Raw genomic sequence first — 23,428 nt, 5'->3', positions numbered from 1 at the left:
TACCTTTTCGGTCGGGACATTTTTCGTGCCCAGAATCAACGAGTACGAGTGGGGTAGAAACATGTCGCAGGACTCCGAACACGGGGCGCTGGCCGAGAATCCGAACTACGAGCGCCGTTGGTTGGTGCTCTGCATCGTCGCCATCACACAGCTCACGATCGTGCTGGACGGCACCATCGTCAACATCGCCCTGCCGCAGGCGCAGATCGACCTCGGCATCAGCGACACCAGCCGCACCTGGGTGATCACCGCCTACGCGTTGGCGTTCGGTGCACTGCTGCTGCTCGGTGGCCGCATCGCCGACTACTGGGGACGCAAGCGGTCGTTCATCGTCGGCATGGCCGGCTTCGCCGTTGCCTCCGCAGTCGGCGGACTCGCCCAAGAGGGCTGGCAGCTGTTCATCGCACGCGCAGGTCAGGGCGTCTTCGCTGCATTGCTCGCGCCTGCAGCACTGGCCATCCTGACGGTCACCTTCACCGACACCAAGGAACGAGCCAAGGCATTCGGCGTGTTCGGAGCGATCGCCGGTGGCGGCGCAGCCGTCGGCCTGCTCCTCGGCGGCGTGCTCACCGAATATGCGAACTGGCGCTGGTGCCTGCTCGTCAACATCCCCGTTGCCGTCATTGCCATCGCCGCCGCAGTCCCGCTGGTCAAGGAAAGCAAGGCGCACGGAGACACCCGCTACGACCTGCCCGGCGCGATCCTCGTCGCACTCGGACTGGCCTCACTGGTCTACGGCTTCACCGAAGCCGAAAACGGCTGGGCGACGGTACCCACCATCTCCTTCATCGCACTCGGCCTCGCGTTGCTCGCCGCGTTCGTCGTGGTCGAATCCAAGTCCGCCAACCCGCTGCTCCCCCTGAGTGTGTTGCTCGACCGCGACCGCGGTGCCGCATACATCGGGTCGGCCGTCATCGGTGCGGCATTGCTCGGTGGCACGTTGTACCTGACCTTCTACTTCCAGATCGTGCTCGAGATGAGCCCGGTGATCGCCGGTGTCGCGTCACTGCCCATGACCGGCGGCATCCTGATCACCGCTGCGATCGCGTCGGCTCTCGTTCCGAAGATCGGGCCCAAGCCGATGATGGCCGTCGGCCCGGTGGTTTCCGCGATCGGCCTGCTGCTGCTCACGCAGATCGGCGTCGACACCTCGTACTGGACGCACGTGCTTCCCGGCGTCGTGCTGCTCGGACTCGGCCTCGGTCTGCTGATGGTGCCGATGCAGAACGTTGCGCTCATCGGCGTCCCCGATCACGACGCGGGTGCGGCATCCGCTCTGATCAACGCCACTCTGCAGGTCGGCGGCGCACTCGGCGCCGCGGTGTTCACCACGGTCTACACCTCGTCCAAGACGTCGTACCTGGCCGACAACCCGGCCCCGACTCCGCCCGCAGGAGTGCCGGCCGAGGCCCTCGCCGGCCAGGAAATTCCCAGCGACGAGGTACTGGCCGCGCTGCCGGAACCGATCCGCGACTTCGTGCTGGCCACCATCGATCACGCCTTCGCAGCCGAGGTATCGGGCTATGCGTGGGCCTTCGGAACCGCTGCGATCCTGGTCGCACTGGTGTGCCCGGTCGTGCTGGTGCTGGTCCGCGCGAAGAAGGACGACCTGCCCGTCGGCGACACTCCGGTCCACATCGGCTAGACGCACACGAGAAAGGAACCCCGCTGCTCACCGTCGAGCAGCGGGGTTCTTCGTTGTGGGTGACTTTCAAGCCCGGTCTGGGTCGATCGCCTCGGCCTGTGCAGTGAGAAGCATGTGCAGTAGCTCGGGAGGCAAGGCCATGGGAGGCAGAGCGCCGAGAGCGATGGAGTTCTCCGCCTCGCCGCCCAGCTCGACCACCTCGTCGTGCAGGCTTTCCATCTTCTCGTCGAGCTTGTTGGCGCTCTCGGCTGCCTCGGTCAGCTCCGCCAGCAGAGTGTCCGGGATCTGCCCGCGGTACTTGTAGAAGATCTTGTGCTCGAGGCTCGCCCAGAAATCCATCGCGATGGTTCTGATCTGCAGTTCGACGAGCACCGGCTGGACGCGGTCGGACATGAACACCGGGATCTCCACCAGCAGGTGCAAGCTCTTGTAGCCGTTGGGTTTCGGGTTCGCGATGTAGTCCTTGACCTCGACGACCCGAATGTCGGTCTGGCTACTGAGCATGTCCGCGATGCGGTAGGTGTCGGAAATGAAGCTGCAGGTGATGCGCACTCCGGCGACGTCGAAAATGTTCTCGCGAATCGCATCGAGAGTGAGGGCGCACTTCTTCCGTTGCGCCTTGTCGAAAATACTTTCCGGGGTCTTCAACCTCGACGAGACGTGCTCGATGGGGCTGTACCGGTGAATATGGGTGAATTCCTGCTTCAAGATGTTGATCTTCGTGATCAACTCGTCGATCCCGAACTTGTAGCTCATCATGAATCGCGTGAAATCTTGTCTCAGTCGACCCAGGTCGACCGCAGTCTCACCGTTCTTCATGACCTCGCTCATGACTCCGATTGTCCACGACGGCAGGCCGAGCGCGCGCGGCGCGGGAGTCGAAGCTCGCATCACTGCACGACGGGCCCAGCTCCGGTGTGAATCTCACGACGCCACAGGACTGGCACTGATGCGTGCGGTGATGCCCCAGCTCGCACGAACAGGCTCGTGACCCGACGAGAACCGAACCGGCGACGAGCCGATGACCGTTGCCACATCGCGTCGGTGCTCTCTCGGCCCACCGATCCCCGACGCGGTACAGAGAGCCGGCCGCGGGCTCGGGTTCGAGTGCCATCGCGCGCGCCCACTTTCGACGAATCCGCCGCATCCGATATGGACCGCCCGAAGTGGCTCCGCTGGCCGCATCGCCAACTCCGGGGGCGCGTTCACACTAGCAGGAATCGAACGTATGTTCTAGCTCGTATGTCAGAACCACGTCTTGCGGCCACCGACTGCGCGCCCCATCGAACCGAGCACCGTCAGAACCGCGCCGACGACCACCAGAATGATGCCGACAGTCGTCAAGATCGAAATGCCGGCGAAATAGCCGATGAGGGCGAGGATGATTCCGAGAACGATCATGACTACTCCTGGTGCCACTGTGAGCCCGTTACCGGCGAATGCCGATGGGACCGAAGCTACGCCACCGAGATGGAGGAATGGTCACATTTGTCGCTATTTACCGGCATCCACTTTCGCTGCGAGGAATGCCTCGGGGTCGATCAGATCTGCCTGCCCCACGATCGACCCGAGATCCGCGATGCGTTCGATGCCGGTGAGCACCATCTCTTCTTCCACCGTGCCCTCGGCGTAACCGTAGTAACAGGTCGACGTCGTGTGGTTGTGGTCCTTGTCTATTCGGTTCGCCCGACCCTCGATCTGCCGGATGTCTATGGGTGTCCACCGAGGATCGTGGATCAGCGTCACGCGTGGTGCGAGGGTGGAGACCGTGCCCTCCGGGAGCAGTAACTCGTTGGTGTGCAGGTTGATCGCACTGGTGGTTGTCGAGACGATGACCGACGCGTCGCCGGTCTGGAACCGTCTGATCGACGCCTCCTGATCGGGGCTGCTCATACTGCCGTCGACGACTGCGACGTCGAGGCCCTCGTCGCGCAGTGTCTGCGCCAGCGCCGCGACGGACTCGCGGTAGAACATCGAGACGAACACCTGATTGCCGGCCTTGACCCACGTCCGTACCTGATCGGCCGACGCGGGAATGCGCAAGTACGAACACTTCTGGCGGAATCGCAGGGTCGCGGCACGGGTGCTCGGGTTCTTCTGCAGTACTCGCTTACCGCCGACGGCCTTCCAGATCGGTAGCCCGACTTCCTTGCGATAGTCCACCCATGCCGAGTTGTACAGGCGCTTCTGCGCGGCGGTGAGTTCCTGCCCGAGCGGCTCGCGGGGAGTCGGCGGCGAGGGACGCGAAATCGACCACGGCACAGCACCTCCCGACAACCAGCCGTGCACGGACGCGATATCGCGGGCGCGTCGGGCAGAGTCCTCGGGCTCCCACCGCCACGTCGTCAGCCCCGTCGTCGCCTTGCCTGCCTTGACGGCGAACCCGGATTCGATGAGGAACTCGGCCCACTTCATCGTCACCGCGTAGCCGAGATACTCCTCGTCACCGAGGATCTCGACCCCGCGGCTGCGCTCGACCGCACGAGCCATGTACGCGAAGTGCAGGGGCTGATAACCGGGCGTGGCGGACATCCACACCACCGAGCGCGCCGCCTCCTGATATCGCCAGAGGATCTGCGACTGCTGCGATTCGATGTTCATCAGCGCATGCGATTCGTCGGCGATCACCACATCGATGTCGAATCGAAGCTCGCCGAGCGAGATGGTCCGCTTGTTCTGTGTCCGTTTGCGTTTGCCCAGGTCGGTCTCGGGAGGAACCGACAGCAGCTTCTTCGTCGACTGGTAGGTGATCAACAGCCAACGCTTGCGCTCGGACGGCTCGATGTCCGCCTCGCTGTCTGCAATGGTGCGACGCCACCCCGGCAACGCACCCTTGGGGGCCACCACCAGCACCGTGCCGATCTCGGCCGCCGACATCTGCCGGACGGCCTCGCACACCGCCAACGTCTTGCCCAGACCCGTCGAATCCATCTGCGCGAAGTAGGGGAACCCGGCCTCGAGCGCGGCGAGATGGCGTCGAACGGATTCGAGTTGAGTCTCACGCGGCTGCATCGCGCGCTCGCGCACCACCTCGTCACGCCAGTTCTCGTTGGCATCGTCCTCGAGCCACCGCTGCAGGCTGTACGGCATCGACTCGTACGGCTGCAGATACTCCGGCAGTTCGGTGCCGTAGTACGCGAACACCCGAGGCCCGGGATACCAGCGCGCCCCGGCCGCGCCCGCCGCCGACCGATCCTCGAACGGCACGTCCAGCACCCAGACGCGCTCACCGGGATCGGGAACCCGCAGATCAGGGGCAGCAGTCTTACGAGGCGACGTCTTGCGCGGCGCTGCCCGCTTGCGTGGTGCGGCCTTCTTCGGGGCAGCTTTCGTCGTTGCAGGCTCACCGTTCTTGGCGGCCGCGAACTTTCGGGCAGCGCTGCTCTGCCCGGCCTTGACGGTGCGGGCAGTGGTGGATCTGGCTGTGCGTCTACGAGGTGGCATCGGATCCAGTCTGTCGTACGGTGTGCACGAACACCGTAAAGGAGCCCTGTGACATACACGAACGACCCGCGCGCCGTAGTACTCGTCCACGATCAGGACCCGGCTCTCGCGCGACGCGACATCGGCACCCTCGACGCCGAATTGCGCACCAGGGGTTTCCAGTTGGACGTGCACTCGTTCGACCACAGCCCCGACCTCGCGCCGCCGCCGCTGTCCGACGCGAAGCTGCTGCTCGTCATGGGCTCGCCCGACGCCGCGTACGACGACACGCTGACCTGGCTCGCGCCGGAGATCGCCTACGTTCAGGACGCGGTCGACGCGCAGGTCCCGATCCTGGGTGTCTGCTTCGGTGGGCAGTTGCTCGCTCGGGTACTCGGCGGCACCGTTCGCAGGTCCGAGCGTCCCGAGTACGGATTCGTCGACGTCGAGACGTCCGACCCCGAGCTCATCGCCCCCGGACCGTGGATGGAGTTCCACGGCGATACCTTCACCGCTCCTCCGCAGGCCACGGTGATCGCCCGCAACGAGGCCGCGCAACAGGCCTTCGTCCTCGGACCTCACCTCGGACTGCAGTTCCACCCCGAGATCGACCTCGACACCTACGACGCGTGGGCTGCTGCCTGGGACCGCGACGGCGTCGAACACGGTGTGGACGTGCACGAGATTCGCCGGGCCATCGCCGACGCCGAACCTGCCGCTCGGGTGCGTTGCTCGGCTCTGCTCGACGCATTTCTCGCCCGATCCTCGGCGGTGCCCCGGTAGGGTCGAACGATGACCGAGGCCAGGCCCAGCAACTTCAGCGATCACCAACTCGGCATCTACGCCGCCGGGATGTTCGCCCAGCAGACACCGTCGATCACCACCAACCTGGCGAGGCTGGAGGACCAGGCTGCCGAGAAGCTCTCACCCGAGGCTCTCGGCTACATCGTCGCCAGCGCGGGCAGTGGCTCGACGGCCCGTGCGAACCGTGCGGCTTTCGACAGATGGGCCATCACGCCGCGGATGCTGCGCAGCTCGGCTGCCCGCGACCACGCGTGCACCGTGCTCGGCACCGACATGCCTGCACCGCTGCTGATCGCTCCGGTGGGTATTCAGACTCTCGCGCACCCCGACGGAGAGCTCGCCACCGTCCGTGCAGCCGCGGAACTCGGTGTGCCGTACATCCATTCGACGCAGGCCTCGCACTCGTTCGAGCAGATCGCCGAGGCGGGCGGCGACGCGCCCCGCTGGTATCAGTTGTACTGGCCGACGGACGAATCGGTCCTACTGAGCTTCCTGCAGCGCGCGAAGGACACCGGGTTCACCACACTGGTGCTGACGCTCGACACGACCTTGCTGGGCTGGCGGCCCGCCGATCTCGACCGCGGCTACCTTCCCTTCCTGGCCAACCTCGGCATCGAGAACTACCTGACCGATCCGGCGTTCCAGGCCGGCCTGGGGCAGCCGGTCGAGGAGAATCCTGTTGCAGCGGCCATGCATTGGGCGCAGATGTTCCCCAACCCCGGTCTCTCGTGGAAGAACCTGGCGTTCCTACGGGAGCACTGGAGCGGCCCGATCGTGCTCAAGGGAATCTGCACCGTGGGCGACGCCAGGGAGGCGGCCGCACACGGAGTCGACGGCATCGTCGTCTCCAATCACGGCGGTCGTCAGATCGACGGGGCCAGAGCATCACTCGACGCGTTGCCGTCCATCGTCGAGGCTGTGGGCGACGAATTGACGATCCTGTTCGACTCCGGTGTGCGCACCGGTGCCGACATGGCCAAAGCGCTGGCGCTCGGGGCCGATGCGGTTCTGCTCGGCCGACCGTTCCTCTACGGCCTGGCACTCGGCGGGCAAGAGGGCGTTGCACACGTATTACGTTGCCTGCTCGCCGAATTCGATCTGGTGACGAGCCTCTCGGGTCACACCGGTGCGGGCGAACTGGGCCTCGACTCGATCATGGAGTCCTGATGGAGTGGACGAAGCACGCCATCTGGTGGCACCTGTACCCGCTCGGCTTCACCGGAGCGCCGGTGCACGGCTGGGACGGCGAATCCCAGTCGGATCTGCACCGGCTGAACAGAATCGAGAAGTGGCTCGACTACGCACTCGAGCTCGGTGCGTCGGGCATCGCCCTCGGTCCGATCTTCGAGTCCGAGAAGCACGGCTACGACACCGTCGACTACTACCATGTCGACGGCAGGCTCGGCACCGACGAGGACATCGACTCGCTGATCGCCGCTGCGCATTCGCGCGGCCTGAAGGTCATGTTCGACGGCGTCTTCAACCATGTGGCGCAGAGCTTTCCGAAGTTCCGACAGGCTCTGGCCGAGGGCCCGGACTCCGAGGCCGCGCAGTGGTTCCACCTCGACTGGTCCGGTGAAGAGCCGACGCATCGCAACTTCGAGGGCCACGACGAACTGGTGGCACTCAATCACGAGAGCCCGCATGTGCAGCAGTACGTCGTGGATGTGCTCTCGCACTGGCTCGGCCGTGGTGTCGACGCCTGGCGGCTCGACGCTGCCTACGCGGTACCGCCGCGCTTCTGGGCCGCGGTACTGCCGAAGGTCCGCGAGAAGCATTCGGACGCTTACTTTCTCGGTGAGGTCATTCACGGCGACTACGACAGGATCGTCTCGGCGTCCACACTGGACTCGGTCACCCAGTACGAGCTGTGGAAGGCGATCTGGAGCGGTCTGAGCGAGAAGAACTTCTTCGAGCTCTCCCATGCTCTGGAGCGTCACAACGGGTGGCTCGACGCCTTCGTGCCCGCCACGTTCGTCGGAAATCACGACGTCAATCGCATCGCCAGCGTCATCGAGGACGAGCGACATCTGGTGCATGCGTTGGTGGTTCTGTTCACCGTGGGCGGTATGCCCATGGTCTACTACGGCGACGAGCAGGCCTTCCGCGGTATCAAGGAGGATCGAGTCGGCGGCGACGACGAGGTGCGTCCGGAGTACCCCGACACGTCCGACGATCTCGCCCCGTACGGCTGGCCGGTCTTCCGTATTCATCAGGAGCTGATCGGTGTACGGCGTCGAAACCCGTGGTTGTACTCCGCGCGCACCGAAACGCTCGAACTGACGAACACCGCACTCGTCTTCCGAGCGTCTGCCGACGACGAATCCATCACCGTGGCACTGAATCTCGGTGACGACACCATCGACTACGCGGTCGAGGGTAGCGACGTGATCGCCGGCGAGGCACATCTGGACGGCGGCAGGATCACGGTGCCCGCGCACGGCTGGGCGATCGTCAGCTGAGTGCTCTGGCCGCCTTGGCGCGGTCGAAGAACGCCAGCAGGTGCGGCAGCTGCTCGTCGGTGACGGTGAACTTCATTCGGTCGCCCGCGTAGCCGATGCTGCCGTCGGATGCTCGCAGACCGAGGACGATCTTGGTGCCGTCCCGGGTCGGCTTCGCGTCCACACCCAGATGATCGACGTGCCAGCGACAGCGCCCGGCCGATGCGATCCTCACTGCGGCGTCGAACACCTCGACGGTGCGGTGGTCGAGAACGAAGATGACGTTCTCGTCGAGGCGATACTCCAGGTAGACGCGTTCGGCCATGGCGGCACAGTAACTTGTCATCGTCGTATTCGGATATCTATCGACTGAGCTAGAGAGCCGTATCGACGGCAATGCAGCGCCATATCGAGGCCTGTGGGTACAGTCGAGCGCGACACGGGGTGCCCCCAGGGGCTGAGAACACACCCGTCGAACCTGATCTGGTTAGGACCAGCGAAGGGAATGTCGTGACGTTCGGTATTCCTGTCCCCTCGTGACGGTCCCGACCTCGAACGAGAGGCGAGGCGCATGAAATTCGACGAGCAGACAGTGTTGATCACCGGCGGTGGACGCGGACTTGGGGCATCGATCGCCGCGGCGTTCGCCGGTCAGGGTGCACGTGTGGTGATCGATTACCGCAACAGCAAAGATGCTGCCGAGGCGCTGGCAGACCGGCTCGGCGAGAACGTGATCGCAGTACAGGGTGACGTCACCGACGAGTCGGCCGTCGCCGCGCTGTTCGGCACTGCGCGTGAACACTTCGGCACCCCGATCACCACCGTCGTCAACAACGCGCTGGCCGATTTCTCGTTCGACGGAGATGCGCGGCCCAAGGCCGACACCATCACCTGGGAGCGCTTCGACGCCCAGTTGCGTGGCAGCGTCCGCGCGGCGTTGCTCACCACCCAGGCCGCGCTGCCGGGTATGCGCGAGGCGGGCTTCGGCCGAATCATCAACGTGGGCACCAACTTGTTCCAGAATCCAGTGGTGCCGTACCACGACTACACGGCCTCCAAGGCGGCGCTGCTCTCGCTGACCCGCACTCTGTCCGCGGACCTGGGCGCAGACAACATCACCGTCAACATGGTCTCGGGTGGACTGCTGCGCACCACCGACGCCAGCTCCGCGACCCCGGCCGAGGTATTCGACTTCATCGCCGCCTCGACCCCGTTGCAGCGCGTCACCACCCCCGAGGAATTCGCCGACGCACTGCTGTTCTTCGCTTCGCCGTGGGCGCGGTCGGTGACCGGCCAGAATCTCGTCGTCGACGGCGGCCTGGTCAAGGACTGACATGCACCTCAACGCTTTTCTCTACGGTTGTGGCCACCACAGTGCGGCGTGGCGGCATCCCGATTCGCGAGTGGAGGACCTGGGCGATATCTCGTACTACGAGGAACTCGCCCAGCTCGCCGAACGGGGAAAGTTCGACGCGGTGTTCTTCGCCGACGGACATTCGGTGCGCGACCCCGCCGGAGCCGGAACCTGGTTCCTCGAGCCGATCACCGCGCTGTCGGCCATGGCCAGGGCCACCACGCATATCGGTCTCGTCACCACGGTGTCGTCCACGTTCTACACCCCGTTCCATGCCGCGCGCATGCTGGCGTCGCTCGATCACATCAGCGGCGGCCGAGCCGGCTGGAATGTCGTCACCTCCATGTTCGACGCCGAGGCACGCAACCACGGGATGGATGTCATCCCGGCTCGCGAGGAGCGCTATGCCCGCGCCGAGGAGTTCGTCGATACTGCACTGGCGCTGTGGGATTCGTGGGACGCCGACGCGTTGACGCTCGATCGCGCCGGAGCCTATGCGGACCCGGCCAAGGTGCATGCCATCGACCACGACGGCAAGCACTTTCGGGTCGACGGCCCGCTGACGGTGCCTCGTTCACCGCAGGGGAGGCCGGTGCTCTTCCAGGCCGGGGCGTCGGGGCCGGGTCGTGATCTCGCTGCCGCGTACGCCGAGGCAATCTATGCCGTCGCCTACGATCTTGTTGCCGCGCAGAGCTATTACGAGGACGTGAAGACGCGAATCTGCCATGCGGGCCGCGACAGCGCGGCAGTGGGAATCATGCCGGGTCTGGTGACGTACATCGGGTCGACGATGGATGAGGCCCGACGCAAGAAGGCCGAACTCGATGAGCTGCTGCCTACCGAGCAGTCGCTGGCGATGCTGTCGACGTTCACCGGACAGGACTGCGCTGCATGGGAACTCGATGAACTGGTACCCACGCTACCGCCGGCAGAAGAGTTCAGCGGACCGCAGGGCCGCTACGAGACGATTCTGCGCATCGTCGAGAAGGACGCCCCCACCGTGCGGGAGTTGCTCGGCACCCTGGCGGCCGGCGGCGGGCACGCCACGATGATCGGCACACCGGAGTCCATCGCAGACGAGATGCAGTCGTGGATCGGCCGCGGTGCCGACGGATTCAACCTGATGTGTCCGCGTTACCCGGACTCATTGGAGGACTTCGTGGACCAGGTGGTTCCGATCCTGCAGCGGCGCGGTGTCTTTCGCGCCGAGTACACCGAGTCGACGCTACGCGGGCACCTGGCGGGGTGATCGGGTCTAGCGTCGGTCCAACGAGTCGATGAACTCCCTCGTCAATCGAGCGATGTCGTCGGCATGGGAGATCGGCGACCAGTGTCCGGCCGGAATATCGTTGCGTGTCAAGTCTTTCACCCACTTGCCGGTGTCGTCGTAGTGATACGGACGCACTGCGACGTCCTCGGTGTTGACGATGAGGTGCACCGGGATGTCGATGTACCGCTCGCGTGGATTGCCCAGGAGCGGAATGATGTTCGCGCGGTACAGTTTGGTGCCGTTGGTGGCATCCGACCACAGCGTGGGGTTCTGAGTGACGAGCTTCGGGTCGACTCCCGAGAACTCCTGGAGGAACGCAGGCCAGCCCTTGGCGAACTGCCGCTTGATCCGCAGCGTGGACAGACCGGGGATATGGAAGGTGACGGTGTACCACGACGCGCGGACCTGGGCGAGCACCTGCTTGATACCGGTGAGCGTGGGTTTGCGAAGCCGCGACTGCGACCACTTACCGAGGTGATCGAGGTTGGGTCCCGAAAGCGATGTGTACGAGCGGATTCGGTCCTTCGCCTGCGGTTGAGCCGCGGCTTCCCAGACCTCCACGGCACCCCAGTCGTGGGCGAGCACGTGAACCGGGGCGTCGGGGCTGACGGCGTCGGCGACAGCGTAGAAATCCGAGGCCAGACGCGCCAACTTGTACGCCGACTGCTCGGCGGGAACCGAGCTTTCGCCTGCACCGCGGGAGTCGTAACTGATCACCCGGAAGCGGTCCTCGAGCTGGGGCACGATGTGGCTCCACAGCTCGTGGGTATCGGGCCACCCGTGGACGAGGACGATCGGGTCACCCTCGGGGTTGCCGCTCTCGAACACCGCCAGTCGGATTCCCTCGTTGACGACCGTCGTACGAACCGCATTGCTGCTCAACAGTTTTCCGTTCTATAGATCGAGTACGAGGCGTGCGCTGCGTGCGCGGGAGACGCAGATGAGCATGTGATCGCGTTGCTCCTCCGGCGTCAACCGTGTTTCGAGGTGCTCGGGTTCGCCCGAGAGCACGCGAACCTTGCAGGTGCCACAGAAGCCCTGCTGGCACGAGTACGCGATGTTGGGCTTCTGCTGCTTGACCGCCGTCAGCACGGAGGCGTCGGCGGCGACGTCGAGCACGGCACCCGTGCTGATCAGTTGCACCTCGAACGGCGTGCCGTCGAGAATCGGCGGCGGCCCGAAACGCTCGAAATGCAGTGCGGTGGCGGGACACTGGCGGAAGTCGCGGCGGACGGCGTCGAGCATGGGGGTGGGGCCGCAGCAATAGACGGCACCGCCTGCCGGGGCGCGCTCGAGCAGTTCGCCCTCGGTCGGGTAGCCGTACACGTCGTCGGTGCGGACGAACACGCGGTCCGATTCCCAGCTCTCGATTTCCTCGAGGAAGGGCATCGTGTCGCGGGAGCGACCGCAGTACACGAACTGCCAGTCCATACCGAGAATCCGTGCCGCACGGACCATTGCAATGATGGGGGTGATACCGATTCCGCCCGCGATGAACAGGGCGCTGCCCTCGCCGACGAAGGGAAACCCGTTGCGCGGTCCGCGGACGGTGACCTCGGTGCCCGGCTGCAGCCCGTGCATCTCGATGGATCCGCCTGCGCCGGTCGGGATTCGGCGCACGGCGATGCGGTACGAGCTGCGGTCGGACGGATTGCCGCACAGTGAGTACTGCCGGCGGCGGCCCGAGGGCAGGTGTAGATCGAGGTGACAGCCCGGATGCCAGATCGGCAGCTGCTCCCCCATCGGCGACGCGAGGGTGAGAGCGGCGACATCGTTGTCCTCGGCGACGATCTTGCGTTCGGTGACGACCAACTTCAGTGCGGAATCGGGATTGTGTCCTGCGACGGCATCGTTGTACTCCGCACCGGCAGCCGCCTGCATGTACCCGTTGAGGAACGTACCGAGCAGCTGCATCGAGCGGTCGGGACGTGCTCGTCCGCGCAGGTCGGGCGGTGCATCCTTGGGAAGCAGCCGCGGGACGCGTCGTGCGTTGAGCTTCACCGTGCCGCAGCCTGCGCGGCAGGCGAGGACGCGAGGTACCGGACTGCCTGTGCGGTGGAGCCTTCCTGGCTGGGGTGGTACGACTTCTTGAGGTAGCGCGACATGCTGCGGCCGACGTGCGTCAGCGCGGGAAGGGTGCCGCGTTTGACCGACTTCCGCCACAGAGCCGACCGAGGCTTGCGCACGGACTTGGGTGCAGACTGCAGCTCCGGATCGTTCTTCATGAGGAAGATGATCCCGCGCATCCAGATGTAGGCCATCAACGGCACGACCACCACGAAGGTGCGCAGGCGACGGACCTCGCGCTTGTCGAAGTACCGCAACGTGTCGTACGCGACCGAACGGTGCTCGACTTCTTCGGCACCGTGCCAGCGCAGCAGATCGAGCATGGTGGGGTGAATGCCCGCGCGATCGAGACCGTCGGCGTTGAGCACCCAGTCGCCGAGAAACGCCGTCACGTGTTCGATGGCGGCGATCAGAGCCAGTCGCTCGACCAGGTTGTTCTTCGAGCGCAGGCTCGTCACCGAGTCGGATCCGAGGACCTTGCCGAAGGCCCACTCCATCTGATCGGTGAACGGTGTCGGGTCCAGGCCCTTGGTCTGGAGGTGCACGAGCACGCCGGTGTGCGCCTCGGCGTGAACGGCTTCCTGCCCGATGAAACCGATGACGTCGTCGCGCAGCTTCTCGTCGTCGATGTACGGCAGAGCTTCCTTGAAGGTGTCGACGAACCAGTGCTCGCCGGCCGGAAGGATCAGGTGCAGCACATTGAGTACGTGCGTGGTGTACGGATCGCCCGGCACCCAGTGCATCGGCAGGTCGGTCCAGTCGAACTTCACGTTCCTGGCCTGCAGCATCACTTCGCCGGGATCCGACGCGACGGTGTTCCGTTCGGTCATCGAGCCCACCTCCTCCACATCCGCATGTGTGGCCGATGCCACAGTGCGCGCTTTAGTATAAACACCAGTTACAGGTAAAAGGAACCGTGTCGGCGTCGAGTGAGAGACTGCTGTGATGACCGACCCCTCCCCAGCGGCTGTTCCCCCGAGCACCGTCCCCATCACCTGGCCTGCCGAATGGCCCGCCGAGGTGCGACGGATCGCCGATGCCACGAACGATGCCCTCGCCGCTGTGGCGGCGCGGGCTCCGATCGCGTTCGACGACGCCGTCGAACTTCTGGGCCGCTCGGACTCGGCACAGGCCGGTCGAGTGCATGCCGAAATGGTACGCACGTTGCTCGAAGAGGTATACAGCGATGGATTGACCGGCGAGAACGTCCAGGAGGTGCTGGGCCGAACCGTGCGCGCCGCGGACTGGCTGCCGAATCTGGACATCGCCGGGTTCGTCGAGGTGCTCACCGGGGCCCTGGGGGTTTCCGACGTCGAAGAGCAGTCGCGCATGAGGCCGCGTCCGGCGCATGCGTTGCTGGTGGTCGCGGACCTACTTGCGGTGCGCCGCGGCCGCGCCGAGACCTATCTGCGGTACGCACTGGCCGAAGTGCGCCGCGCCGAGACGATCGAAATGCCCTAGCGAGATCTGTACCTGTCTTGCGCACGTGCTGGACGGGCGAAGAAAGCGCTACCCATGCAGGAGATTGTGCGCGTCGAGTTCGCAGTTGTGCGGACAACGAGGGTCTTTATTGCCGCACAACTGCGAACTCGGAGTTTTGGCTACCGATGCAGGATGTTCGCCCCGGCGAGGATGGCCCTGATCGACGACAGGTGGGCGTCGGCATCCATGCCCATCGACCATTCGCGGCGACCGTCGTGCTCGGCCAGGACGAAGGTGGCGGTCTCGTCGCCGATGATCTGCTGGTGGAACGAGAGGATCTCGATGCGGAATCCGGCGTCGTGGAGCATCGACGTCAAAGCCTCGATCGGCCCGTAAGTCGTTGCCGCACAAGCGATGATCGTGTCGCCGACGCCGAAGGTCGCGTCGAAAGCAGTCCGACCGCCAGTTGCGCTGTCGGCAGTCCATGACCCCAGTCGAAGCGGTCCGGTGGTGGGCGAGAAGCGGTCGGCGAAGTGTGCCCACGACATGTGTTGCCAGGTGATCTCGTCGCGCATCGTGCGTGGAAGGGCACAGCCGAAGCGGGCATGGAACGGATCGGTGGCAAAGGTGGAAGCAAGTGAATTCATGAGGGTGGTCTTCCGAATGTGAAGGGAGGACCGATAGAGCACGACGACCCGCAGCGAGGGGTCGGTCCGAATCAGACCCCGCTACGGCGGCGTACTACGAGAATTCGCTTCACACCCCAGAAAGTAGCCCTTCGCCGCAGCCGCGCGCAAGTATCGAGTGAATTCCGATCTCTAGGACACGAACTAGATGTCCGCATATATCGCACGATTCGTTGTAACTTTGGCCCCATGGACCCCGTGCGTAACCCCTACGCTCCCGGCGCCGGCCAGCGCCCACCCGAGCTCGCAGGCCGAAAGAAGCAGCTCGACGCCTTCGACGTCGTGCTCGAACGCATCACCCGCGGCAGACCGGAGCGCAGTGTCGTACTCACCGGGCTGCGAGGCGTCGGGAAGACGGTATTGCTCAACCAACTCCGATCCGCGGCCATCGCCCGCGGATGGGGCACCGGCAAGATCGAGGCTCGGCCGGACCAGGAACTGCGTCGACCGCTGTCGTCGGCGCTGCACATGGCGGTCCGCGGCATCGCGGCCTCGCATCGCGATCCCGAACGCGTCGACGAATTCCTCGGTGTGCTCAAGGCCTTCGCCCTGCGCTCCACGGCCGACAAGGGCATGCGGGAGCGGTGGCAGCCCGGCATCGACGTCCCGGCGAAGACCGGCCGCGCCGACTCCGGCGACATCGAGATCGACCTCGTGGAACTGCTGCTCGACGCCTCCGCGCTGGCCGGCGACGTGGGCGTGGGCATCGCCATCTTCATCGACGAGATGCAGGACCTGGGTGCCGCGGACATCTCCGCACTGTGCGCCGCCTGCCACGAGCTCAGTCAGGACACCGCGCCGCTGATCATCCTCGGGGCGGGGCTGCCGCACCTGCCTGCGGTGCTGTCGGCGTCCAAGAGCTACTCCGAGCGCCTCTTCAGCTACCACCGGATCGGCCGACTCGAACGAGCCGCGGCCGACCTGGCCCTGATCGCCCCGGCCGATCGCGAGGACGTCGAATTCACCCCCGACGCGCTCGACGCGCTGTATGCGGCCGCCGACGGCTACCCGTACTTCGTGCAGGCCTACGGCAAGGCGACATGGGATCTCGCGGCCGACACCCCGATCACCGTCGAGGACGTGCGTGTCGCCGCTCCGACGGCGGAAGAGGAACTGGCCGTCGGATTCTTCGGTTCTCGCTACGAGCGTGCGACGCCTGCCGAGCGCGAATACATGCGTGCGATGGCCGAACTGTCGGTGGACGACGGCTCGGTGCCGACCTCTGCCGTGGCGACCGAACTGAAGCGCAAGCCGGCGTCACTGTCTCCCGCCAGGGACGGACTGATCAAGAAGGGCCTGATCTATTCGGCCGAGCGGGGCACCATCGCGTTCACGGTGCCGCACTTCGGTCGCTACCTGCGGGCACAGACCGACGAACCTGCTGGGTGAGTCAATGATGAATGCCGAGCCAGCAAACAACTAAGAGGTGGGAAATGGCCTTGCAAGGTCATTTCTCAGATTGACTGCTGGGATGGGATGTACTGCCGCAGGTATTCACGTAAGCCAGCGTCGACCGCGTAAACGTATGTACCCAGCATCCCTCGTGTCAGCAGCACGCCGTAAATATTGACAATGAACTGCTTGAGATCGTCATCGCTGTACCTGATTCCAAGAATTGCATTGTTCTCCTTGCCTTTCGAGTCGAAGTAGGAAGCGCGATCGATGAACAGGCCACGGCCTGCCTCGTAACGTAAATCGGCACCGATGATGACTCCGGCGTAGTTGAGGTCGTACCCTTGCACGGTGTGGATCGAGCCGACCTCGTCCAACGACTCTGGCGATGCAATCCAATCAACCGCAGTTCCGTTCCAACGAAACTGTTCCCCCTCGATTTCAATATCCCATGCTTGTTTGTCCTTCTTGGACTTCCATTGCCACGCGTAGCCGGCAAGGAGTCGGGCAAGGCCGACGTCGGCGTCTCGGCGGAAGATCTCATCGCGCATGTCGGCTACGTTGTCGAAAAGGCGAAAATCGTAGTCTCGGAAGGTCTCTCGACGTAGCGGCTGGGCGACTATTTCTGCACCGACGACGCGGCGGACATATGAGACGTAATTCTCTTCCGCTCGAATTCGCATCTGTGTAGTCAAGGGGTAGTGGCGCTCGTTGCTCGCCGCCCGTCGCACCACGCTGCGCAGCCGCTCCGCAGTGAGGTCGGCCGGGCGGACGCGTTGCGCACCATCGAGGAGGAGAAGCTGGTGATGGCTCTTTTCTTCTATCCAATCGAGTTGTGTTTTTGAAAGGTCATCGGATCCGAAGATTTTCGATGTGATCTCGGCGAACCGCTTGTTCTGAGAGCCAGATGGTTGGTTGGCACGCTGGTTCAGTCGGTGCGCTTCGTCGACTATGAGCAGATCGTAGGTTTCCGCGGACTCGCCGACTTCGAAGGGCGTGAGCACCATGTCGGGCCTGAGGCCCGGAGTCTTCCTGAAAACTCGTTGGATGGAGGTGCGCAGCGATTGCTGCGGGACGACCAGGCCGATGCGTTTGTCTTTCAGGAGTTCGCGATAGCCATCGACGAAAAATTCGGCAAATATAGAGTTACTTTCGACTGTGTCGTCCTGATTCGAACTTGCTATGTCCATCAACAGCTTCAGCAGGTAGATGGCGATTACGGTCTTGCCGGTTCCGGGGGAACCCTGAACAACGCTCGTGCTTGGGGTTTCGAATTCGAAATCCTGGAGCAAACCCTCGACGATTCCCTCGACGGCTACAGCCTGATCCTGGCTGAGCGCCTTGAATGGAGACAGCTTGAAGAGGTCGCTGTTCTCGATCTCTTCAACCGACCGCGTGAACATGCCGTCCGCGCGTAGGGAGTCAAAAACATCCTGAAAGCTCTCGCGGTACGAGGCGCGCTCAAAATAGTCTGATTCGACAATGCCGTCGTTTCGGTTGAGAACACGAAAGGTTCCATCGCCAGCCAACAAGCGAATGAGGTACGACTCAAGATCCAAACAGGCAGACTTATTGAACCGGTCATTCAAGATTACGCGGATTTCGCTGAGGTGCCGCTTGTCGGAGCTCTCCAAGTGTTGCTTCATGCGATTCGCAGCGTTGATGGTCTCGCCCACATAGACATTGCGAAGAACTTCACCGCGACCTGGTAACGGAGCACCGTCGAGAACGTACACGACTGGCCAGTTTCTGTTGCGCGAACTGAGTGGCGCCCATTTCGCTACAGCGGAAGACGAGAACTCCAGGTGCTCGATCTCAAAGAGTGTCATACTTCTCGCTGCGGCCGAAAGACTTCTCTATCGGATACTTTTCACGAGTCAACGCGAGCTTGTTCTGGACGATCCGATCTGGATCGAGTCCGAGTTTGTCGGCTAGCAGGAGGCAATACGTCAATACATCTGCGAGCTCGTCGCGGACGTCAGCATCGTTGGCGTTGGAGGTCCATTGGAAGCACTCGAGTAACTCGCCGGCCTCGATCGAGATACTTTTCGCGAGGTTTTCGGGGCTGTGAAATTGGGACCAGTTTCGCTCCGCGACGAATGCCGCGATCTGCTCACGCGTAGTAGCCTCAACCATGGCTTCACGTTAGCACCGGCTGCTGACGAAACGTCGTCGGAGCCGCTACCTACGCGCACAGACCGACGAGCCTGCAGCGGTGTGACTGTCGCCTAGTGTGCCTCGGCTCGCTCGACGCACAGTCGCTCGAGTTTCCGAACTGCCTTGGGGTCGGAACGGTCGACGTTGACGAGCTCCGGGTCACCGTCGTAGAAGTCGATCAGTCGCTGATCCATCACCTTGCGCCACAGTGGCGGTACCAGCGCGCAGAAGATCATCACCGCATAACCGGCCGGTAGCTGTGGGGACTCGTCGACGGTGCGCAGAGCCTGGTAGCGGCGCACCGGATTCGCGTGATGATCGCTGTGACGTTGCAGGTGATAGAGGAACAGGTTGCTCCAGAGGTGATCGCTGTTCCAGCTGTCCCGGTGGGTCGGCTTTCCGTATCGACCGCTGGGGCGCTTCTGTCGCAGCAATCCGTAGTGCTCGAGGTAGTTGGCCGCCTCGTACAGGACGATGGCGATCGCGGCCTGAATCAACAGATACGGCACGATCACCGTGCCGAAGACGGCGATCAGGACGCCGAACAGCAATACGCTCATGGCACCGGCATTGAACAGGTGATTCTTGTGGGTCCACCTCGACATGCCCTGCCGAGCGAGGCGTCGGGACTCGAGGTCCCAGGCCGAGTGCAACCCGTGGACGATCGTGCGCGGCAGAAACTTCCAGAACGACTCGCCGAACTTCGCCGATGCCGGATCGTCCGGGGTGGCAACGCGGAGGTGGTGGCCGTGGTTGTGCTCGACGTAGAAGTGGCCGTAGAGCGTCTGCGCCAGCGTCACCTTCGAGAGCCAACGCTCGCGGAGCTCGCGCTTGTGCCCCAGTTCGTGGGCGGCATTGATGCCGACGCCGCCGACGATGCCCACCGTGATGGCCAGGCCGATTCGCTCGGGAACGCCCAACGGCCCGTGCGCCCACAGATAACAGGCGGCGACGAGGCCCGCGTACTGCAGCGGCAGGAACAGGTACACGCACCAGCGGTAGTACGGATCCTTCTCCAGTGCGGCGATCGCCTCGTCCGGGGGATTGCTGCGGTCCACTCCGGCGAACTTGTCCACCAGTGGCAGTGCGACGCCCATGATCATCAGGCCGAGGGTCCAGAACGCGCCGGGGCCGAGGAGCGACACCAGACCCCAGGCCAGGAACGGGCTCAGGGGAATGATCAACCCCAGCGGCCACAGGTAGCGCTTCGGGTCGCGCCACCGCGGCGACGTTCTAGTGGCGGACTCATCACGCATTCTGGATTCTTCACTCCTGGTCGGTGCCGTGTCCCGATGCACGAGGACAATCGGTAGTGGGGTGTCACAACTACATCGCCCGTCCCACCAGGATAGTTACCCAAGCAAATATTTGTAGGTTGTCCGATGGGCCGTCGCACGACCCGCTGCCCTTGTACGGTGACCGAATGAAGCATGTCGAGTCGTCGTTCGTCGGAGTCCACGGAACCCGAATCGTCTACGACGTCTGGACCCCCGAAACCACGTCGACCGGGATCGTGGTGCTGGCCCACGGCCTGGCCGAGCACGCAGGCCGGTACCGGCACGTCGTCGAAAGGCTGGGCTCGCTCGGTCTCGTCGTCTACGCGCCCGACCACCGCGGACACGGGCGATCCGGGGGCAAACGGGTGTCGCTGGAGAAATGGTCCGACTTCACCGACGACCTGCACACGCTGTTCGGCATCGCAGCTGCTGAGCATCCCGATCAGCGCACCTTCCTGCTCGGCCACAGCATGGGCGGTGCTATCGCACTGTCGTACGCACTGGACCATCAGTGCGACCTCGACGGTCTGATGCTGTCCGGGCCCGCGGTGGCTCCCAGCGTGGGACAGCCGAAAGCCCTGGTGGCGGTCGGCAAGGTCCTCGGACGATTCCTACCGGCAGTGCCCGTACTGAAACTCGACCCCAAGCTCGTCTCGCGCGACAAGACCGTAGTCGACGCCTACGTCGCCGATCCGCTGGGCTACCACGGCACCGTTCCTGCGGGCCTGGCCGCAGCGATGCTCGGCGTCGGGGAGACCTTCCCCGCGCGGTTGCCGTCGCTGAAGATTCCCGTGCTGCTCCAGCACGGGACGGCAGACGGATTGGCCGATGTTTCGGGCAGCGAACTCGTCGCCGAACTTGCCGGATCCGACGACCTGACCCTGAAAACGTACGACGGGCTGTTCCACGAAGTGTTCAACGAACCGGAGAAGGAGCGCGTACTCGACGATCTCATCGACTGGCTGCGTCCACGTGTACACACCGGCGCTGTAAGTTCCTGACGGATCTTTTCGAAGAAGGAGTACGACCATGACCAGGCGAGCACTCGTATTGGGCGGCGGCGGAGTCGCAGGTATTGCGTGGCAGACGGGTGTCCTACTGGGATTGGCAGAATCCGGAGCCGACGTCACAGATGCCGAGATGCTGCTGGGAACATCGGCAGGCTCCTCGGTGGCAGCGCAGATCTCGAGCGGAACCGCGTTGGCCGAACTGTTCGAGCGTCAGGCAGACGAGGCGAAGCAGGACCACGAACCGCATGCCGAGGCGACCATCGACGAACTGGTCTCGATGTTGGCTCGAGCGGCTCAGAACTCGGACGGCAGTGCCATCGACACTCGCAGGCGCATCGGTGCCGAGGCACTGGCGGCCTCGACGATCACCGAGCGTGAGCGCAGGGCCATCATCGAACGACGGCTGCCGTCGCACTCGTGGCCGAGCCGCGATCTGCGGATCGTCACCGTCGACGCGCTGACGGGCCGGCATCGAGTTCTCGATCGTGGCTCGGGCGTTCAACTGGTCGACGCGGTGGCCGCGAGCTGCGCCATCCCGGGAATGTGGCCCCCGGTGACGATCGGCGATCATCGTTACGTCGACGGAGGTATCCGCGCGAGCGAAAACGCCGATCTGGCAGTCGGTTTCGAGAAGGTGCTGGTGTTCAGAGTGGGCGCACTCGACCTGGAGCACGATCCCTTCGACATCGAACGAGAGCGGCTGGTCAAGGGTGGCTCGAAGGTGGAAGTGATTGCACCCGACGCCGATTCGTCGGCTGCCATCGGACCCGACGCCACCGACATCGCCGTCCGATCGGCCGCGGCCGTGGCCGGACGTGCGCAGGGCAATGCCATCGCCGAGGGTATTGCCGAGTTCTGGGTCGGCTAGAGAACTGCTCTAGCCGAACAGTGCAGCCCCGTTTTCCCAGCACACTGCGCGAACCCAGTCGTCTCCCAGGTCGAGTCGGCGCACTGCCTGCAGGGCGTGCAGATACGGGTACGGGATGTTCGGGTAGTCGCTGCCGAACAGAATGCGATTCTGCAGATCGAGCAGTCGTGGCAGCTCGTGTCTCGGAAATGGTGCGCCCGCCTCCGAGAAGTCGGTGAACGACATCGTGGTGTCCAGTCGAACGTTCTCGTAGCGATCGGCCAGGTCGAGGAAGTCGACGTACTCGGGCATGCCCATGTGCGCGATGATCAACGGGAGCTGGGGGAACCGTTGCAGCAGTGCGGCAATCGGTTCCGGTCCGGTGTGGGTGCCGGGTGCCGGCCCGGATCCGCAATGGATCACCACGGGTACCTGCGCGTCCGAGAGTGCGCCCCAGACGCCGTCGAGCAGGGGATCGTTGGGCGCATAATTGCCGACCTGTATGTGCGACTTGAAGATTCGGGCACCGTTCGTCAATGCCTGCTCGACGTACTCGGTGGCCCCGTCCTCGGGGTAGAACGTGGCGGTCTGCAGGCAGTCGGGGGTGCGCGCCGCGAAGTCGGCACCCCACGAGTTGAGCCACGCCGCCATCGACGGCTTGTGGGGGTAGATCATCGAGGTGAAATGCCGTACACCGAATCCTCGAATGACCTGCAGCCGTCGGTCTTCGGCGAAACGATACGAAATGGGCCAGACGCTGCCAGTCAGCGGCCCTGCGCTGTCGAAGTAATTCCACACCTTGTCCATCACGTTCTTCGGCATGAAGTGCGTGTGGACGTCGAACAGTCCGGGCAGCGACAGCTCGGTCCAGAAGGCGACGATACGTTCCGTCTCCTCCGCGAGTTCGGCGTCGGAACGGGGTGGCTCAGCGTGCGACATGGGCGTCGAACCACTCGAGAGTCTTGCCCCAGGCGTCGGCCGCCGCATCGGCGTCGAACACCGCGGGGCGGTCATTGCAGTGAAATCCGTGCTTGCCGTGGGCGTAACGGGTGATCTCGGTCTCGACCGGGGACGTTGCGGTGATCTCGCGCAGCGTTTCCACCTCCTGGAAGGGGATGCCCTCGTCCAGGTCTCCGAAGAAGCCGTGCCAGGGTGTCGCGAGGGCGTCACCCACCGACGCCATCGCGGGGTAACCGAAGCGGCCCTGGGTGATTCCGCCGCCGTAGAACGTCGCTGCCGCACCGAGTTGCCGTCGGACAGCGATGTGGAACGCAACGGTGCCGCCCATGCAGAAACCGACGATGGCAATGGACGAGGGCTCGAATCCGAGCTCGGCGAGCGCACCCGCCGCCGCGTCGACGTCGGAATCGACCTCGTCCGCCTGCAGCCGCCCGATTGCCGCCATCGCCGAGTCCATGTCCGAGTACGACAACACGGTCACGCCCTCCTGCCGGTGGAACAGATGCGGTGCGACCGCGACCCAACCGGCGGCCGCGAGGCGGTTGCAGACGTCGACGATGTGATCGGTGACCCCGAAGGCCTCCTGAATGACGATGACGCCGCCGCGGGCGTCACCGTCGGGACGGACGACGGTGAGGGGAGTGTTCATCCGTCGATTGGAGCACACCCCTGT

Annotated in this window: 23 protein-coding genes and 1 riboswitch; of the genes, 10 read left to right on the top strand and 13 right to left on the bottom strand. The window is 64.2% G+C overall.

The genetic code is table 11. From position 1 onward, the window contains the following. Positions 1–25 precede the first annotated feature (25 nt). A complete protein-coding gene (locus CH302_RS09640) occupies positions 26–1,645 on the top strand; it encodes an MFS transporter (protein ID WP_230596449.1) in 1,620 nt (539 codons plus the stop codon). Between the two features lie 66 nt (positions 1,646–1,711). Here CH302_RS09640 and CH302_RS09635 read toward each other — a convergent pair whose 3' ends face one another. The 3 genes from CH302_RS09635 to CH302_RS09625 form a co-directional block, all read right to left on the bottom strand. Continuing rightward, a complete protein-coding gene (locus tag CH302_RS09635; protein ID WP_052048086.1) occupies positions 1,712–2,476 on the bottom strand; it encodes a GTP pyrophosphokinase in 765 nt (254 codons plus the stop codon). A gap of 414 nt (positions 2,477–2,890) precedes the next feature. Next, positions 2,891–3,046, bottom strand: a complete 156-nt coding sequence (locus CH302_RS29995) for a DUF6131 family protein (protein WP_094608853.1) — start codon at positions 3,044–3,046, stop codon at positions 2,891–2,893. Between the two features lie 93 nt (positions 3,047–3,139). Then, entirely contained in the window at positions 3,140–5,089 is a 1,950-nt protein-coding gene (locus tag CH302_RS09625) for a helicase-related protein (protein WP_037194895.1), read from the bottom strand. 48 nt (positions 5,090–5,137) lie between these two features. Here CH302_RS09625 and CH302_RS09620 point away from each other — a divergent pair, with 48 nt between their 5' ends. The 3 genes from CH302_RS09620 to CH302_RS09610 are packed head-to-tail and all read left to right on the top strand — an operon-like array spanning position 5,138 to position 8,334. Continuing rightward, positions 5,138–5,851, top strand: a complete 714-nt coding sequence (locus tag CH302_RS09620) for a type 1 glutamine amidotransferase (protein ID WP_037194893.1) — start codon at positions 5,138–5,140, stop codon at positions 5,849–5,851. A 9-nt stretch (positions 5,852–5,860) separates the two neighbouring features. Next, complete coding sequence (locus tag CH302_RS09615; RefSeq protein WP_037194890.1) at positions 5,861–7,039, top strand: alpha-hydroxy-acid oxidizing protein; 1,179 nt, start codon at positions 5,861–5,863, stop codon at positions 7,037–7,039. After that, positions 7,039–8,334: an alpha-amylase family protein gene (locus CH302_RS09610; RefSeq protein ID WP_037194888.1), complete on the top strand. Its 1,296-nt coding sequence runs from the start codon at positions 7,039–7,041 to the stop codon at positions 8,332–8,334. Before CH302_RS09615 ends, CH302_RS09610 begins: the two co-directional genes overlap by 1 nt. On the opposite strand, the gene CH302_RS09605 is transcribed toward CH302_RS09610, so the two are convergent. After that, positions 8,327–8,638, bottom strand: coding sequence for a hypothetical protein (locus CH302_RS09605; protein ID WP_037194887.1), 312 nt, complete (start codon positions 8,636–8,638; stop codon positions 8,327–8,329). The two genes, CH302_RS09610 and CH302_RS09605, sit on opposite strands and share 8 nt — an antisense overlap. A 105-nt stretch (positions 8,639–8,743) precedes the next feature. Beyond that, positions 8,744–8,836: riboswitch (TPP riboswitch) on the top strand. Between the two features lie 48 nt (positions 8,837–8,884). Here CH302_RS09605 and CH302_RS09600 point away from each other — a divergent pair. Together CH302_RS09600 and CH302_RS09595 are read left to right on the top strand one after the other, a co-directional pair. Then, positions 8,885–9,646 (top strand): 3-oxoacyl-ACP reductase, encoded by a 762-nt coding sequence (locus tag CH302_RS09600; RefSeq protein ID WP_037194884.1) that lies wholly within the window; start codon positions 8,885–8,887, stop codon positions 9,644–9,646. Between the two features lies 1 nt (position 9,647). Then, positions 9,648–10,916 carry an LLM class flavin-dependent oxidoreductase gene (locus CH302_RS09595; protein ID WP_037194882.1) on the top strand — a complete coding sequence of 423 codons (1,269 nt, stop codon included), beginning with the start codon at positions 9,648–9,650 and terminating at the stop codon, positions 10,914–10,916. 6 nt (positions 10,917–10,922) lie between these two features. Here CH302_RS09595 and CH302_RS09590 read toward each other — a convergent pair whose 3' ends face one another. The 3 genes from CH302_RS09590 to CH302_RS09580 form a co-directional block, all read right to left on the bottom strand. After that, on the bottom strand, positions 10,923–11,819 hold the full coding sequence (locus tag CH302_RS09590) for an alpha/beta fold hydrolase (RefSeq protein WP_037194881.1): 897 nt from the start codon (positions 11,817–11,819) through the stop codon (positions 10,923–10,925). Positions 11,820–11,831: 12 nt separating this feature from the next. Further along, positions 11,832–12,851, bottom strand: coding sequence for a PDR/VanB family oxidoreductase (locus tag CH302_RS09585; protein ID WP_230596515.1), 1,020 nt, complete (start codon positions 12,849–12,851; stop codon positions 11,832–11,834). Between the two features lie 83 nt (positions 12,852–12,934). Continuing rightward, complete coding sequence (locus CH302_RS09580; RefSeq protein ID WP_037195510.1) at positions 12,935–13,834, bottom strand: metal-dependent hydrolase; 900 nt, start codon at positions 13,832–13,834, stop codon at positions 12,935–12,937. A gap of 115 nt (positions 13,835–13,949) precedes the next feature. Between CH302_RS09580 and CH302_RS09575 the strand changes: the two genes are divergently transcribed. Next, positions 13,950–14,465: a hypothetical protein gene (locus tag CH302_RS09575; RefSeq protein ID WP_052048032.1), complete on the top strand. Its 516-nt coding sequence runs from the start codon at positions 13,950–13,952 to the stop codon at positions 14,463–14,465. 140 nt (positions 14,466–14,605) lie between these two features. Here CH302_RS09575 and CH302_RS09570 read toward each other — a convergent pair whose 3' ends face one another. Continuing rightward, complete coding sequence (locus CH302_RS09570; protein ID WP_037195506.1) at positions 14,606–15,073, bottom strand: alpha-isopropylmalate synthase regulatory domain-containing protein; 468 nt, start codon at positions 15,071–15,073, stop codon at positions 14,606–14,608. Positions 15,074–15,301: 228 nt separating this feature from the next. Here CH302_RS09570 and CH302_RS09565 point away from each other — a divergent pair, with 228 nt between their 5' ends. Continuing rightward, entirely contained in the window at positions 15,302–16,501 is a 1,200-nt protein-coding gene (locus CH302_RS09565) for an ATP-binding protein (protein WP_037194877.1), read from the top strand. Positions 16,502–16,566: 65 nt separating this feature from the next. On the opposite strand, the gene CH302_RS09560 is transcribed toward CH302_RS09565, so the two are convergent. From CH302_RS09560 to CH302_RS09550, 3 genes are all read right to left on the bottom strand, one after another. Further along, entirely contained in the window at positions 16,567–18,240 is a 1,674-nt protein-coding gene (locus CH302_RS09560) for a DUF2075 domain-containing protein (protein WP_230596446.1), read from the bottom strand. 79 nt (positions 18,241–18,319) lie between these two features. Continuing rightward, complete coding sequence (locus CH302_RS09555) at positions 18,320–18,640, bottom strand: nucleotide pyrophosphohydrolase (protein ID WP_037194875.1); 321 nt, start codon at positions 18,638–18,640, stop codon at positions 18,320–18,322. 92 nt (positions 18,641–18,732) lie between these two features. Next, positions 18,733–19,917: an alkane 1-monooxygenase gene (locus tag CH302_RS09550; RefSeq protein ID WP_052048031.1), complete on the bottom strand. Its 1,185-nt coding sequence runs from the start codon at positions 19,915–19,917 to the stop codon at positions 18,733–18,735. Between the two features lie 167 nt (positions 19,918–20,084). On the opposite strand from CH302_RS09550, the gene CH302_RS09545 reads away from it, so the two are divergent. Then, on the top strand, positions 20,085–20,939 hold the full coding sequence (locus CH302_RS09545) for an alpha/beta hydrolase (RefSeq protein ID WP_037194874.1): 855 nt from the start codon (positions 20,085–20,087) through the stop codon (positions 20,937–20,939). 28 nt (positions 20,940–20,967) lie between these two features. Next, positions 20,968–21,816 carry a patatin-like phospholipase family protein gene (locus tag CH302_RS09540; protein ID WP_037194873.1) on the top strand — a complete coding sequence of 283 codons (849 nt, stop codon included), beginning with the start codon at positions 20,968–20,970 and terminating at the stop codon, positions 21,814–21,816. A gap of 9 nt (positions 21,817–21,825) precedes the next feature. On the opposite strand, the gene CH302_RS09535 is transcribed toward CH302_RS09540, so the two are convergent. Both CH302_RS09535 and CH302_RS09530 read right to left on the bottom strand, forming a co-directional pair. Beyond that, positions 21,826–22,734, bottom strand: a complete 909-nt coding sequence (locus tag CH302_RS09535) for an amidohydrolase family protein (RefSeq protein WP_052048030.1) — start codon at positions 22,732–22,734, stop codon at positions 21,826–21,828. After that, on the bottom strand, positions 22,721–23,404 hold the full coding sequence (locus CH302_RS09530; protein ID WP_094649929.1) for a dienelactone hydrolase family protein: 684 nt from the start codon (positions 23,402–23,404) through the stop codon (positions 22,721–22,723). The genes CH302_RS09535 and CH302_RS09530 overlap by 14 nt, the downstream gene beginning before the upstream one ends. Positions 23,405–23,428 lie beyond the last annotated feature (24 nt).

The sequence above is a fragment of the Rhodococcus sp. 15-2388-1-1a genome (genome assembly GCF_002259145.1).
GTDB lineage: Bacteria > Actinomycetota > Actinomycetes > Mycobacteriales > Mycobacteriaceae > Rhodococcoides.
Note: the sequence above shows the minus strand (reverse complement) of the source record. Positions and strands in the feature narration are given on the sequence as shown.

What these genes read in the sequence shown, in the direction of transcription:
- CH302_RS09635 (WP_052048086.1), bottom strand. Translation starts at nt 2,476, where the DNA reads ATGAGCGAGGTCATGAAGAACGGTGAGACTGCGGTCGACCTGGGTCGA.
- CH302_RS09570 (WP_037195506.1), bottom strand. Translation starts at nt 15,073, where the DNA reads ATGAATTCACTTGCTTCCACCTTTGCCACCGATCCGTTCCATGCCCGC.
- CH302_RS09550 (WP_052048031.1), bottom strand. Translation starts at nt 19,917, where the DNA reads ATGCGTGATGAGTCCGCCACTAGAACGTCGCCGCGGTGGCGCGACCCG.
- CH302_RS09615 (WP_037194890.1), top strand. Translation starts at nt 5,861, where the DNA reads ATGACCGAGGCCAGGCCCAGCAACTTCAGCGATCACCAACTCGGCATC.
- CH302_RS09610 (WP_037194888.1), top strand. Translation starts at nt 7,039, where the DNA reads ATGGAGTGGACGAAGCACGCCATCTGGTGGCACCTGTACCCGCTCGGC.
- CH302_RS09595 (WP_037194882.1), top strand. Translation starts at nt 9,648, where the DNA reads ATGCACCTCAACGCTTTTCTCTACGGTTGTGGCCACCACAGTGCGGCG.
- CH302_RS09580 (WP_037195510.1), bottom strand. Translation starts at nt 13,834, where the DNA reads ATGACCGAACGGAACACCGTCGCGTCGGATCCCGGCGAAGTGATGCTG.
- CH302_RS09555 (WP_037194875.1), bottom strand. Translation starts at nt 18,640, where the DNA reads ATGGTTGAGGCTACTACGCGTGAGCAGATCGCGGCATTCGTCGCGGAG.
- CH302_RS09575 (WP_052048032.1), top strand. Translation starts at nt 13,950, where the DNA reads ATGACCGACCCCTCCCCAGCGGCTGTTCCCCCGAGCACCGTCCCCATC.
- CH302_RS09535 (WP_052048030.1), bottom strand. Translation starts at nt 22,734, where the DNA reads ATGTCGCACGCTGAGCCACCCCGTTCCGACGCCGAACTCGCGGAGGAG.
- CH302_RS09585 (WP_230596515.1), bottom strand. Translation starts at nt 12,851, where the DNA reads ATGCAGCTGCTCGGTACGTTCCTCAACGGGTACATGCAGGCGGCTGCC.
- CH302_RS09530 (WP_094649929.1), bottom strand. Translation starts at nt 23,404, where the DNA reads ATGAACACTCCCCTCACCGTCGTCCGTCCCGACGGTGACGCCCGCGGC.
- CH302_RS09625 (WP_037194895.1), bottom strand. Translation starts at nt 5,089, where the DNA reads ATGCCACCTCGTAGACGCACAGCCAGATCCACCACTGCCCGCACCGTC.
- CH302_RS09540 (WP_037194873.1), top strand. Translation starts at nt 20,968, where the DNA reads ATGACCAGGCGAGCACTCGTATTGGGCGGCGGCGGAGTCGCAGGTATT.
- CH302_RS29995 (WP_094608853.1), bottom strand. Translation starts at nt 3,046, where the DNA reads ATGATCGTTCTCGGAATCATCCTCGCCCTCATCGGCTATTTCGCCGGC.
- CH302_RS09600 (WP_037194884.1), top strand. Translation starts at nt 8,885, where the DNA reads ATGAAATTCGACGAGCAGACAGTGTTGATCACCGGCGGTGGACGCGGA.
- CH302_RS09565 (WP_037194877.1), top strand. Translation starts at nt 15,302, where the DNA reads ATGGACCCCGTGCGTAACCCCTACGCTCCCGGCGCCGGCCAGCGCCCA.
- CH302_RS09605 (WP_037194887.1), bottom strand. Translation starts at nt 8,638, where the DNA reads ATGGCCGAACGCGTCTACCTGGAGTATCGCCTCGACGAGAACGTCATC.
- CH302_RS09545 (WP_037194874.1), top strand. Translation starts at nt 20,085, where the DNA reads ATGAAGCATGTCGAGTCGTCGTTCGTCGGAGTCCACGGAACCCGAATC.